Here is a 13,006-nt window from a genome sequence, read left to right on the forward strand (position 1 = left end):
TCGATCCGCGCCCGTGAGCGGGCCCGCTCAGGCGACGGCCGAGCGGCCTGCGGCGGCCCGGACCGCCCGTGGCCCCTCGCGCAGGGCCGTCGCCGAATCGGCCGTCGCAGAACTGGACGGGCCGGGCGGAACGAGGACCTCCGGCCGCCCGTCCGGTGCGGCCGGCAGCCGGACGAGCACGATCGTGCCCACCGTCTCCTCGGAGCGGATCCGGAGCGAACCGCCATGCAGTTCCACCATCGAGCGGGTGATGGCGAGGCCCAGGCCCGACCCCTTGTGGCTGCGGGTCATCTGCCGCTCGACCTGCGTGAAGGGCCGGCCGAGCCGGGCGAGGTCGGTGCGGGGAATGCCGATGCCGTTGTCCTCGATGTAGAGGTGGGTGGACGCGCCGGCGCGGCGGCCGCGGACCGCGACGCGGCCGCCGGCGGGCGTGAACTTCACGGCGTTCTGCACGAGATTGGCGAGGATCTGCCGGATCGCCTGCGGGTCGGCCAACAGCTCGAGGCCGGGCACGACGTCGACGCTGACCGTGATCGCCTTCTCGCGGGCCGTCGCCTCGACGGGCTCGAGGGCCGCGCTGACGGCGGTCTCGGCGGAGATCGCCTTCGGGCTCAGGCGCACGCGCCGGGCCTCGAGCCGGGCCATGTCGAGGATGTCGTCGATCATGGACAGCAGGTGCGAACCGCTCTCGCGGATGTCGCGGCAATACTCGGTGTAGCGCGGGGTGCCGAGCGGGCCGAGGACGGCGTTCTCCATCACGTCGGCGAAACCGATGATGGCGTTCAGCGGCGTGCGCAGCTCGTGGCTCATGTTGGCCAGGAACTCGGCCTTGGCCTGGTTGGCCGCCTCGGCGGCCGCCTTCTGGTCGAGGTAGCGCTCGGCGAGGTCCGCGAGCTGCTGGGTCTGGAGTTCGAGGGTGCGGCGGGACCGTTTGAGGTCCTTCACGGTCTCGATCAGCTCGCGCTCGGATGCGAGGAGCTGCTCCTGATTGCGCTTGAGGCTGGTGATGTCGGTCCCCACCGAGACGTAGCCGCCGTCCTTGGTGCGCCGCTCGCTGATCTGCAGCCAGCGGCCGTCGGTGAGCTCGGCCTCGAAGGTGCGGGCCGCCAGGCCGGTCAGGGCCATCCCGGCCTCGGGCGATTCCCGCCGGACCTGCGGGAGCACGCCGCGGCCCATCACGTCCGTGTAGCTCCGGCCAGCCTGCGCGTCCTCGGGGCTCAGGGCGTGGAGGTGGCGGAACTTCGAATTGCACAGGACCAGGCGGTTGCCGGTATCCCAGAGCACGAAGGCTTCCGAGATCGCCTCGACGGCGTCCCGCAGACGCATGTCGGCCGCGGCGTTGGTCTCCTCCAGGGCCCGCTGCTCGCTGATGTCGGTGGCGATGCCGACGAGGTGGCGGCCACCGTCGGCGGCGTCGGCCACGACCTCGGCGCGGGCGCGCAGCCAGACATAGGCGCCGTCGGCGCCGCGCATGCGGAAGGCGTGGTCGATATGGGTCTGGTTGGCCGCGAGCCCCCGGGCGAGGCTGTACAGGTCACCGTCGTCGGGGTGGACCAGGCCGTTGACGTCACCGAACGAGAGGTACTCGTGCTGCCGCCGGTAGCCGAGCAGCGTGTACATCGAGTCGGACCAGTAGATCCGGCCCCGCGCGATGTCCCAGTCCCACAGCCCGCAGGCGCCGCGGCGGAGGGCGGTCTCCAGGCGGCCGCGGATCTGCTCGCGGGCGCGGTCGGCGCGGGCGGCCTGGCGGGTCTGGAGACCGTAGGCGAGGCCGACGCCGACGATGACGATCGCGGCGGCGGCGATCAGGACGATCTGGTCGCGGGTGCGCGCGCTCCAGCCGCGCAGCAGCGGCTCGATGGGCTGCAGCACCGCCACCTGCCCCGCGCCGCCGGGCAGGCTGTGCATGGCGGCGAGCACGCTCTCGCCGCCGGGAAGTTCGAGGGCCATGGCGCCGGCGCGCTCGCCGAGGCCGGAGAGCGGCTCGCTCTCGCCGAGCACCGCGGCGAGGGTCGTCCGGTCGGCGGGCAGCGGCGGATGGGCGGCGACGATGCGGGTGTCGGGCCGGACCACCAGCAGACGGCGGCCGGGATGCCGCTCACTCTCGGGCACCAGGGCGCGCAGGTCCTCCGCCACGGTGCCGGCCGGATCCACCGCCCGCGCGGCCAGACGGGCGAAGCCTTCGACCTCGGCCTTCGCACCCGCCAGGATCTCGGCCCGCTGGCCCTGGATGTGGAGCGCGGCGAGCCCGACGAGGCAGGCCAGGAACACCGCGAGCGTTCCCGGCACGGCGTAGCGCAGCCAGCGCTCGGCCTGGCCGAGACGCGGGTCCCGGCTCCGCATGGGCCAGGAGATCGTGAGACTCGAATCCGCACGCGCGGAGAAGGAAGCGGAAGCCGCCTCCGGCATGGCCGAACCTCGCCCGTGGGAACTGTGATCCGGTACGGGCACCCGGCCCCCGAAGGCCCCCCGAATCTGACTGAATACAATCACTTCGGGGGGCCGTTTGTCCACGGATTTTTTACCATAAGGGCTTGACGAAAGCCGGGTGTTGCCCGGCCGCCCGAGAATCGATTTCGGCCGCGGTTTCAGACGCTTAGCCGCCTCCAAGGGTGCGCGCGAGGATGTCTGCCGTGTCCCGCGAGAGCCCGGGGATCGCCTTGATCCCATTCAGCATTTCGACCGCCTTGGCGCCGCGTGATTTTTCCAGCCGGCGCCACGATCCGAAGGCCGTGAGCAGCCGCGCGGCGACCTGCGGGTTGGTCGAATCGAGTGCCGCGACCGTGTCGGTCACGCGGGCGAATCCCGCCCCGTCCGGCCGTGCGAACTGGGTCGGATTGCCGAACGCGAAGCTCCCGATCAGCGCCCGCACGCGATTCGGGTTGGTCATGGTGAAGGCCGGGTGTTCCTGCAGCCGCGCGATCCGGTCGAGGGTGCCGGGTTCCGGGATCTGGGCCTGGAGGGCGAACCACTTGTCGAGGACCAGGGGCTCGTCGGCGTAGCGGGCCGCGAACTCCGCGAAGGCGGCCTCGCGGGTCTCCCCCGGGATCAGCGCCAGCGTGCCGAGGGCGGCGAGCCGGTCGGTCATGTTGGTGGCCTCGGCCAGCCGCGCGGCGGCGCGGGCGGCGCCCTCCCGGGGATCGCCGGCGGCGACCAGGTCGAGGGCGGCGTTGCGGAGCGACCNGACCGGCGCCCCGCCGAGGCGGCGTCGGGGCTGTAGGGCGCGCCGGCCACCGGCGCGAGCGCCGCGTCGATCGATTCGAGCCGCGGCCGCAGGGCCTGGCCCAGACGCGCCCGCAAGTTGAATCGCGCCCGGTGGATCGCGTCGGGATCCACGTCGGCCGGCACCGCGTCGGCGGCCTCGCCCTCGCTCGGCAGCGCCAGGACCAGGGCCGCGAAGGCCGGGTCGGCCAAGGCTTCTTCGTCGAGGAACCGGCCGAGTGCCGCGGCGAACGCCTCCGTCCGATCGGCGTCGGGCTCGAGGATCAGCCGCAGAGCCACGTCCTGCGCGGCCTGCCAGCGGTTGAACGGGTCGCTGTCCTGCGCGAGCAGCCGCATCCGCTGCGCGTCGGTCAGGGCGAGGTCGAGCCGCACCGGGGCCGAGAAGTCGCGCAGCAGGGAGGGTACCGGCTCCTCGGCGACCGCGTCGAACACGATCTCGGCCTCGGGGCGGTCGAGAACGTAGACGCCGTCCCGCATGTCCGGGCAGGTCGCGCCCGTCAGCGGCCCGGACGCCCCGACGAGGCCGAGGGCCACGGGGATCACCAGCGGCGGCCCGTCGGGCTCGGCGCCGGCGCCGGGCAGGCTCTGGGCGAACCGGAGGGTGTAGCGCGCGGCGGCCGGATCGTACGCGGCCGTGACCGCGAGGCGGGGCGTGCCGGGCCGCTCGTACCAGCGGGCGAAGGCGTCGAGATCGCGCCCGATCACTGCCGCGAAGGCCGCGAGGAAATCCTCCACCGTGGCGGCGCGCCCGTCATTGTCGGCGTAGTAGCGGTCCATGCCGGCCCGGAAGGCCTCGGGACCGATCAGCGTCCGCAGCATCCGGACGACCTCGGCGCCCTTGTCGTAGACGGTCGCCGTGTAGAAGTTGTTGATCTCGGCGTAGGCCCGCGGCCGCACCGGGTGCCGCAGGGGCCCGGCATCCTCGGGGAACTGGCGCGCCCGCAGGGAGCGCACCTCGGCGATGCGATGCACCGGCCGCGAGCGCATGTCGGAGGAGAATTCCTGGTCGCGGAAGACCGTGAGCCCCTCCTTCAGGCAGAGCTGGAACCAGTCCCGGCACGTGACGCGGTTGCCGGACCAGTTGTGGAAGTACTCGTGCGCGATGATCGCCTCGATCGCCGCGTAGTCGCCGTCGGTGGCGGTCTCGGGGCTCGCCAGAACGTACTTGTCGTTGAAGATGTTGAGGCCCTTATTCTCCATGGCGCCCATGTTGAAGTCGGACACCGCGACGACGTTGAACACGTCGAGGTCGTAGGCGCGGCCGAACGCGGTCTCGTCCCAGGCCATGGAGCGGATGACGGCGTCGAGGGCGTAGCCCGCCCGGTCCTCCTTGCCGGGCTCGACGTAGACCGCGCAGGTTACGGGGCGGCCCTCCATCGTGGTGAAGCGCGTCTCGACCTGGCCGAGCCGGCCGCCGACGAGGGCGAACAGGTAGGCGGGTTTCGGGTGGGGATCGTGCCAGATCGCGAAGTGGCGGCCCGGCCCGGCCGCGCCGGTCGCGACGGGATTGCCGTTGCCGAGCAGGACCGGCGCCTCGGCCAGGTCGGCCTCGATGCGCGTGGTGTAGACCGACAGCACGTCCGGCCGATCGAGGAAGTAGGTGATCCGGCGGAAGCCGTCGGCCTCGCACTGGGTGCAGTAGACCCCGTTCGACCGGTAGAGGCCCATCAGCTTGGTGTTGGCGGTCGGATCCACCTCCGTGACGAGACGCAGCGCGAAGGGCTGCCGCGGCGGATCGCGGAGGATGAGGCCGGACGGCGTCGCCGCGTAGGCGTCGGGCGCCAGCGGCGCGCCGTCGAGCTCGGCCGAGACCAGCCGGAGATCGTCGCCGTCGAGGGTGAGCGGCACCGCCGGCACGCCGGCCGGGTTCGGCCGCAGCGTCAGCGTCGCGTCGATGCGGGTCGCGTGCGGGTCGAGACGGATGTCGAGGTCGACGCGATCGATCAGGTAGTCGCTGGGCCGGTATTCCTCGAGGCGGATCAGCGGCGGCGTCTCGGTGCGCATTCGGCTCACTCCGGGTGCGGAAGGGGCCCGTTCTGGTCCCTCAGAGCGCGCGGCGCAACGATCGGCCCCGTCGAAACGGCGTGCGCGGGGCGGTCCTCGCCCGGCTCAGAGCCCGGGGGCCGTGCGCCGCTCCGCGAGCAGCGGCCGGTCGAGGCCGACCCTGTCGAGCGTGGCCGACAGGCGGGCGCGGACGAAGGGCTCGGCCCAGCGCATGAGGGTGTAGCTCAGCAGAAGCATGGCGCCGCACGCGGCGACGAGCGCCGTGTAGGGCGGAACGCCGGCGTCGACGAGGCGGTGAATCAGGGCGGCCCCGTTGACGTTGTGCAGGAGATAGAGCGGGTAGGTGATCAGCCCGAGCCGGCGAGCCAGCGCGCAGCCCCGGTCCCCGAGCCGCGCGCGGAGCCACGCGTTGCCGCGCACGCTGGCCACGATCATCAGGACGCAGCCCGCGAAGGCGAGGCGCGGGAGGAGCGGAGCCCCGCTCCGGCCCATCTGGAACAGGAACGATCTGGCCGCGTCTCCGATCTCCACGAGCGCCCCGACCGCGCAGAGGGCGATCACGCACAGACGTCCGGTCGTCGGCCCCTTGACCAGCGCCAGCCACAGGAAGACGCCGAGCGCGAAGAGGCAGCCGTGGCGCAGGAGCGTCAGTTCGGCCAATCGGGTCGCCGCCAGGTCGGCGAGGTTCGGCACGGCCAGGGTCGCGAGCCAGAAAAGGGTGCTGGCGCCGCCGACCGCCGCGCAGACCGGGCCGATGCTCCGGAACCGCCCGAGCCGCAGCAGCGCGAAGACGAGCCCGTAGAACGCGATCTCCACGCCGAGGGTCCAGTAGACGCCGTCCAGCCATGGCGCGACCGGAACGAACAGCACGCAGTCGAGATAGGCTCGCAGCACCTGCCGGACGGATCCCATGCGGCCAATGGCGAGCGAGACGAGGGCCGTGAGTGTGGCGCAGATCCAGACCGCCGGCACGAGACGCAGGAGGCGGCTGCGCAGGAAGGTGCGCGCGGTCGCGTGCTCGGCCGAGTAGGCGATCACGAAGCCCGAGATGACGAAGAACAACTCGACCCCGATCCATCCGAACCACGTCCAGGCGAACAATTCGGGATAGGCCGCTGCGGAATCGAAGGCACGGCCGGCCGTCGAGAGCGGCGCCTGCCAAGCGTACGCGCCGAGATGAAATGTCATGACCAGCATCGCGGCGAGGAAGCGCGCCGCATCGAGACCGATCATCTGTGCATCGTGCCTGTCTCGCGCGGACCCCTGCGTCTTCATCACGGCCTCCGACGTTCGAAAGCGCACCTGTCATCCCGTGGCATAAGGCGGATCCGTCGTGTGCCGACTACATCTTGGTGGTAAGCCGCCCACCATCTTTCAGCCGAAGTATCTCTCCATCGATGGATCGGGATATCCTTCGGAGGAATGGCCGGAGACACCCGGCCCGCCGCCAGACCTCGGGCGGATCACTCCCGAGGGCCTGGGTCCACAGCGTCCACTTCGGCTCGGCGGGTTCCGACCCGTCCGGACGCCCGGGCCGTTTTGTCCCGACTCCGTACCGGACGGCCTTCTCACCGCCGGGCCGGCCTCTAGCTAGCGGGGCGAGTCAGCCGGAGGCGGGCCAGCGGTCCGTCTTCGAAGAGCAACAGGACAGGTCCCGATGGAATTTCTGCACACCATGGTCCGGGTCGCCGACCTCGACCGGGCGCTCGCCTTCTACGTCGACACGTTCGGCCTGAAAGAGGTGCGCCGCGTCGAGAACGAGAAGGGCCGCTTCACCCTCGTGTTCCTCGCCGCGCCCGGCGATGTCGAGCGCGCCTCGGCGACGAAGTCGCCGCTGATCGAGCTCACCTACAACTGGGATCCGGAGACCTACTCGGGCGGGCGCAATTTCGGCCATCTCGCCTATCAGGTCGATGACATCTACGGCTTCTGCGCCCGGCTGCAGGAGAAGGGCGTCACCATCAACCGGCCGCCGCGTGACGGCTACATGGCCTTCGTGAAGTCGCCGGACGGCATCTCCATCGAGATCCTCCAGAAGGGCGGCGCCAAGGAGCCGCAGGAGCCGTGGAAGTCGATGGAGAACACCGGCACCTGGTAACGGGCCCGCACCCTTGACCCGGACGGCCCCGCGGGCGCATCTGCCCGCGGATCAGCCGGCCGGGCGGCCGCTCCGGGCGCGCGAGCGTTCGGGGAGGAAAGTCCGGGCTCCATGGAGAGACGGTGCCGGATAACCTCCGGCGGGGGCGACCCCAGGGACAGTGCCACAGAGAGCAGACCGCCCCGGATCCGTCCGGGGTCAGGGTGAAAGGGTGCGGTAAGAGCGCACCGCGGACGCGGCAACGCGGACGGCACGGCAAACCCCACCGGGAGCAAGACCGAATAGGGGCGGCGCGCCCTTCGCGAGAAGGGCAGGCCGGCTCTCCAGGCCAGTCGCCCGGGTTGGTTGCTCGAGGCGGTCGGCAACGATCGTCCCAGAGGAATGGCTGCCACGTCGGGGCGCGCGAGCGCTCCGGCCCTACAGAACCCGGCTTACAGGCCGGCTGATCCACCTCCCGATAAAGCCTGTATCCTCAACGCCTTGTCGACCCACCGCCGTGGCCGGGCCGGCAGGCGGCGCGCCGAAGATTCGGGCGCGGCAAAAACCTTCGGTTAACCTTGCCGGGTTCAGATCGGTCCGCGCGGCAGCGCCAAGCTTGTGCGTTGACGATCCTCCGAGGCCCATGATACCCGGCATCCTCCCGTCAACGGCGTGTATCGGATCGCCGGGCGCACCCTGCCATCGCGCAGGTCCCGTCCGTGCGCGGCGTTTTGCGCGCTCCGCATCCGGTGCCGTTCCCGTCACGCGCGCCGCGCTCGCGCGGCCCGGCACAGGGCACCATGAGACGCACGAGCCGCACCCGCGCCCGGATCTCCGGGGCGCGCCGACACTCCGCCCGTCCTCGCGCGCCACGGCACGCCGCGCCGGCGAGGCGATCATGAGCCGCCGCTCCGCTCCCGAGACGTCGCCCCGCCACGGCGGCGCCGACGCGCCGGCAGAACCGCACGTCCCCGTCCTCCTCGCGGAGGTCGTCGAGGCGCTCGGCACCGCGGGCGGGATCGCGGTCGACGGCACGTTCGGCGCCGGCGGCTACACCCGCGCGCTCCTCGCGGCGGACCCGGCCCTGCAGGTCGTGGCGATCGATCGCGACCCCACGGCCATCGCGGCCGGACAGGCGCTCGTCGCGGGGTCCGGCGGGCGCCTGCGCCTCCTGCCCGGCCGCTTCGGCGATCTCGACAGCCTCCTCGCGGAGGCGGGCATCGCGCAGGTCGACCGGGTGGTCCTCGACATCGGCGTCTCGTCGATGCAGCTCGACGCGCCGGAGCGGGGCTTCTCGTTTCGCAGCGACGGCCCCCTCGACATGCGCATGGGCCGCGATGGCCCGAGCGCCGCGGATCTCGTCAACGAGGCCGACGAGACCGTGCTGGCCGACATCATCTACCATTACGGCGAGGAGCGGCGCTCGCGGGCGGTCGCGCGGACCATCCTCGAGGCGCGGCGCCGCGGTCGGATCGAGTCCACCGCGCAGCTGGCCGAGCTCGTCGCCGGCGTGGTCCGGACCGAGCCCGGAAGCCACATCCACCCGGCGACGCGGACCTTCCAGGGCCTGCGAATCGCCGTGAACGACGAGCTGGGCGAGCTGGTCCGTGCCCTGCACGCGGCCGAGCGCGTGCTCAGGCCCGGCGGACGCCTCGCCGTCGTGACGTTCCACTCGCTCGAGGACCGGATCGTCAAGCAGTTCTTCGCGGCGCGCAGCGGCCGCTCGGCCCAGGGCTCGCGCCATCTGCCCGGGGGTCCGGCCGAGACCGTCCGCAGCTTCCGCCCCGTCACCAAGGGCCCGGTCCTGCCGGGCGAGGCCGAGACCGCCCGCAACCCGCGCGCCCGCTCGGCCAAGCTCCGGGCCGCGGAGCGCACCGAATCCGACGTTCCCGAACCGCTGGCCGCGCTGACCGCGCTGGCGAGCCTGCCCGACGCGGCCCGCGGAGGCCATCGCCGATGATCCGGCTCCTGAACCTGCTGGCGGTGGCCGGTCTCGTCGCCTCGGCGATCTACGCCTACTCGATCAAGTACGACACGCTCTATCAGGGCGGTCAGGTCTCGAAGCTGCAGACGGCCCTGCACAAGGAGCGGCAGGCGATCGCCGTCTTGCGCGCCGAGTGGCAGCTGCTGACGCGGCCGGACCGCCTGCAGGCGGCCGTCGACAAGCATCTCGCCCTGGAGCCGATCGGCACCAGCCACCTCGCGCGCCTCTCGGACCTGCCAGCCCGGCCGGAGCGCGGCGACGAGATCGGCCGGCTGCTCGCCGCCACGGCGACGCCCAAAGACAAGGGCGCGATCGAGCCGCGCACGACCGGCTCGATCACCCGCACCGTCACCACGACCCGCACCCCGACGACGGCTTCGAGGTAAACCCCCGTGTCCGATCACGCCGACCAGACCCTAGACCCGGCGGTCGAGCCCGCCGTGTCGGACCACGAGGCGGCGCTGCTCGAAGCCGCCGCGCTGGCGCACGCCGCCGGTGCGCCGCGCCCCCTGGACGAGGAGGCGCGCGAGCCCGAGCCGCGCGCCGACCGCGCCAAGGCGCTCCTGCGCAGCATGTTCCGGCTGGCGATCGAGCGCTCGCACATGCGTGTCGCGCTGGTCGGGCTGGTCTTCGTCGGCGTGTTCGGGACGATCTCGGCCAAGCTCCTGATGATGGCGATCTTCGGGGAGCCGCCCAGCCAGGAGCACCGGGTCGCGGCCGCGTCCTCGACCGCTTTCCGGCCCGACATCGTCGACCGCAACGGCGAGATCCTGGCCACCGACATCCGCACGGTCTCGGTCTTCGCCGAGCCGGGCAACATCTACGACAAGGACGAGGCGGTGGAGCTGCTCACCGCCGTCCTGCCGGAACTCAACGCCTCGGAGCTGCGCGCCAAGCTGACGCAGCGCAAGGACAAGAAGGGTGCGGGCTTCGTCTGGGTGAAGCGCGAGCTGACGCCGAAGCAGCAGGCCGAGGTCCACCGGCTCGGCATCCCCGGCATCGGCTTCCTGCCCGACCACAAGCGGGTCTACCCGAACGGCGTCGCGGCCGCCCACATCCTGGGCGCGACGAACCTCGACGGCGTCGGCATCGCCGGCATGGAGAAGTACATCGACTCCACCGGCCTGCAGGCCCTCAACAGCTTCGGGCTGATCAACAAGCAGGCCGACCTGAAGCCGGTGCAGCTGTCGATCGACCTGCGCGCGCAGTTCGCCGTGCGCGACGAGCTGGCCTGGGGCATCGACCATTTCAAGGCCAAGGCCGGCGCCTCGATGATCCTCGACGTGAAGACGGGCGAGGTCATCGCGCTCGTCTCGATGCCGGATTTCGACCCGAACGACCCGAAGGACGCGCTCTCGCCCGACCGCATCAACCGGATGAATGTCGGCGTCTACGAGATGGGCTCGACCTTCAAGGCGATGACCCTCGCCATGGCGCTCGATTCCGGCAAGTACAACGTCAACTCGACCTTCGACACCCGGGGCGGCGTGCTGAACTGGGGCCGGCAGAAGATCCACGAGTACCACGGCACCAACCGCGTCATCACCATGCCGGAGGTGTTCACCCACTCCTCCAACATCGGCTCCGCCAAGATGGCGCTCGGCGTCGGCGTGCCCGGCCACAAGGCCTTCCTGAAGAAGATGGGCCTGCTCGACCGGCTGCGCACCGAGCTGCCGGAGAGCGCGGCGCCGATCGTCCCGTCGCGCTGGACCGAGATCAACACCATCACCATCGCGTTCGGCCACGGCATCGCGGTGGCGCCGATCCAGGCCGCGGCCGCGGTGGCGGCGATCGCCAACGGCGGCGACCTGATGACGCCGACCTTCCTCAAGACGACGCCCGAGGCGGCCAAGGCCCGCGCCACGCACGTGCTCTCCGCCCAGACCTCTGAGGCGATGCGCTACATCATGCGGCTCAACGCCTCCGAGGGCTCGGCCAAGAAGGCGGCGATCCCGTACTACTTCGTCGGCGGCAAGACCGGCACCGCCGAGAAGGTCATCGGCGGCCGCTACATCCACAACCGCCTGTTCACGACCTTCATGGCGGCCGCGCCGATGAACGACCCGAAGTACCTGTTCGTCACGATCATGGACGAGCCGCAGGGCCTGCCGGAATCGGGCGGCTACGCCACGGCGGCCTGGAATTCCGGCGTGGTCACCGGCAAGGTGATCGAGCGCGTGGCGCCGATCCTCGGCCTGCCGCCGCAATTCGAGCCGCCGGTGCGGCCGTTCCCGCAGATGGTCAAGCTCAACGCCTACCACGTCAACCAGCTCGGCGGCCCGTGAGAGTGGATCGATGAGAGTGGATCGATGAGCGCGCGGCTCGCCGACCTCTTCCCAGAGGCCGCCGGCCCCGCGGGGGAGCTGACCGTCTCGGACCTCACCGCCGACAGCCGGCAGGTCGCGACCGGCACGGTCTTCGTCGCCGTGCCGGGCACGAAGGCCGACGGCCGCCGCTTCGCCGCGCAGGCCGCCCAGCGCGGCGCCGCCGCGGTGGCCGGNCCCGTCCTGGCGGTGCCCGAGGCGGGCGTCGACCCGGTCCTGACCGCGATGGTGCGCCTCGGTGCCGCCGCCCGGGCCCGGACGCGCGCGCAGGTCGTGGCGGTCACTGGGTCGGTCGGCAAGACCGGGACCAAGGAGGCCCTGCGCCACGTCCTGTCCGAGCAGGGCGAGACCCACGCCTCGGCGGCCTCCTACAACAATCACTGGGGCGTGCCCCTGACCCTGACGCGGATGCCGCGCTCGGCGCGCTACGGCGTGTTCGAGATCGGCATGAACCACGGCGCCGAGATCGTGCCGCTGACCGCCCAGGTCCGGCCGGACATCGCGCTGATCACCACGATCGCGCCCGCCCATATCGAGCATTTCGCCTCGCTCGCCGCCATCGCGGACGCCAAGGGTGAGATCTTCTCCGGGCTCCAGCCCGGCGGCGTCGCGATCCTGAACCGCGACGTCGAGCATTTCGACCGGCTGGTCGCCCACGCCCAGGCCTCCCGGGCGGGCCGGGTGGTGACCTTCGGCGAGCACCCGGATTCCGACGTCCGCGCCCTGAAGATCGTGCTCCGGCCCGACCTGTCGGTGATCGACGCGGTGGTGATGGGCCAGCCCGTCACCTACAAGCTCGGCACCGCCGGCCGGCACGCCGCGCTGAACTCCCTGGGCGTCATGGCGGTGGTGCACAGCCTCGGGGCGGACCTCGCCCGCGCGGCCCTGTCGCTCGGCGGGCTGACGCCGCCGGCGGGGCGCGGCGAGCGCACCGCCCTCGAGATCGGCGGCGGCACCGCCTACCTCGTGGACGAGAGCTACAACGCCAATCCCGTCGCGGTCCGCGCGGCGCTGGCGACCCTGGCGGGGATCGAGACCGGGCCCCGCGGCCGCCGGATCGCGGTGCTGGGCGACATGCTGGAACTCGGCGCCGCCGCGCCCGACCTCCATCGCGGCCTGGCGGAGGCGATCGAGGCGGCCCGGGTCGATCTGGTCTTCACGGCCGGTCCGCTCATGCGCAACCTGTTCGAGGCCCTGCCGGTGAGCCGCCGCGGCGCGGTGGCCGACACCGCCACCGACCTGCTCGAGCCGCTCGCCCGGACCCTGCGGTCCGGCGACGCCGTCATGGTGAAGGGATCGAACGGCAGCCGCATGGGCCCGATTGTCGAGGCGCTGAAAGCCCGCTACGCGGTCGATCCGACCCGGCGGACCCAGGCCGTCCCGTGATCGGCACGT

Annotated in this window: 7 protein-coding genes, 1 other RNA gene and 1 pseudogene; 6 read left to right on the forward strand and 3 right to left on the reverse strand. The window is 72.0% G+C overall.

Annotated elements, in window-relative coordinates:
* Positions 1 to 27: 27 nt before the first annotated feature.
* The 3 genes and pseudogenes from MMR14E_RS26190 to MMR14E_RS26200 form a co-directional block, all read right to left on the reverse strand.
* The gene (locus MMR14E_RS26190; protein WP_331318320.1) at positions 28 to 2,409 is read right to left on the reverse strand and encodes a sensor histidine kinase; all 2,382 of its coding nucleotides are present in this window, start codon (positions 2,407 to 2,409) and stop codon (positions 28 to 30) included.
* A 187-nt stretch (positions 2,410 to 2,596) separates the two neighbouring features.
* Positions 2,597 to 5,226 (reverse strand): annotated as a pseudogene (gene pepN, locus MMR14E_RS26195) (aminopeptidase N).
* A 105-nt stretch (positions 5,227 to 5,331) separates the two neighbouring features.
* A complete protein-coding gene (locus tag MMR14E_RS26200) occupies positions 5,332 to 6,459 on the reverse strand; it encodes an acyltransferase (RefSeq protein WP_331318321.1) in 1,128 nt (375 codons plus the stop codon).
* Positions 6,460 to 6,883: 424 nt separating this feature from the next.
* Between MMR14E_RS26200 and MMR14E_RS26205 the strand changes: the two genes are divergently transcribed.
* From MMR14E_RS26205 to MMR14E_RS26230, 6 genes are all read left to right on the forward strand, one after another.
* Positions 6,884 to 7,324: a VOC family protein gene (locus MMR14E_RS26205; protein ID WP_331318324.1), complete on the forward strand. Its 441-nt coding sequence runs from the start codon at positions 6,884 to 6,886 to the stop codon at positions 7,322 to 7,324.
* 51 nt (positions 7,325 to 7,375) lie between these two features.
* An RNA gene (rnpB, locus tag MMR14E_RS26210) (RNase P RNA component class A) lies at positions 7,376 to 7,774 on the forward strand.
* A 427-nt stretch (positions 7,775 to 8,201) separates the two neighbouring features.
* Positions 8,202 to 9,263: a 16S rRNA (cytosine(1402)-N(4))-methyltransferase RsmH gene (gene rsmH, locus MMR14E_RS26215; RefSeq protein WP_331318325.1), complete on the forward strand. Its 1,062-nt coding sequence runs from the start codon at positions 8,202 to 8,204 to the stop codon at positions 9,261 to 9,263.
* The gene (gene ftsL, locus MMR14E_RS26220) at positions 9,260 to 9,673 is read left to right on the forward strand and encodes a cell division protein FtsL (protein WP_012319332.1); all 414 of its coding nucleotides are present in this window, start codon (positions 9,260 to 9,262) and stop codon (positions 9,671 to 9,673) included. The genes rsmH and ftsL overlap by 4 nt, the downstream gene beginning before the upstream one ends.
* A gap of 6 nt (positions 9,674 to 9,679) precedes the next feature.
* Complete coding sequence (locus tag MMR14E_RS26225; RefSeq protein ID WP_331318327.1) at positions 9,680 to 11,572, forward strand: penicillin-binding protein 2; 1,893 nt, start codon at positions 9,680 to 9,682, stop codon at positions 11,570 to 11,572.
* Positions 11,573 to 11,596: 24 nt separating this feature from the next.
* Positions 11,597 to 12,997, forward strand: a complete 1,401-nt coding sequence (locus MMR14E_RS26230; protein ID WP_331318329.1) for a UDP-N-acetylmuramoylalanyl-D-glutamyl-2,6-diaminopimelate--D-alanyl-D-alanine ligase — start codon at positions 11,597 to 11,599, stop codon at positions 12,995 to 12,997.
* Positions 12,998 to 13,006: the final 9 nt, after the last annotated feature.

It is taken from the genome of Methylobacterium mesophilicum, assembly GCF_036441335.1.
Taxonomy (GTDB): Bacteria; Pseudomonadota; Alphaproteobacteria; order Rhizobiales; family Beijerinckiaceae; genus Methylobacterium; species Methylobacterium mesophilicum_B.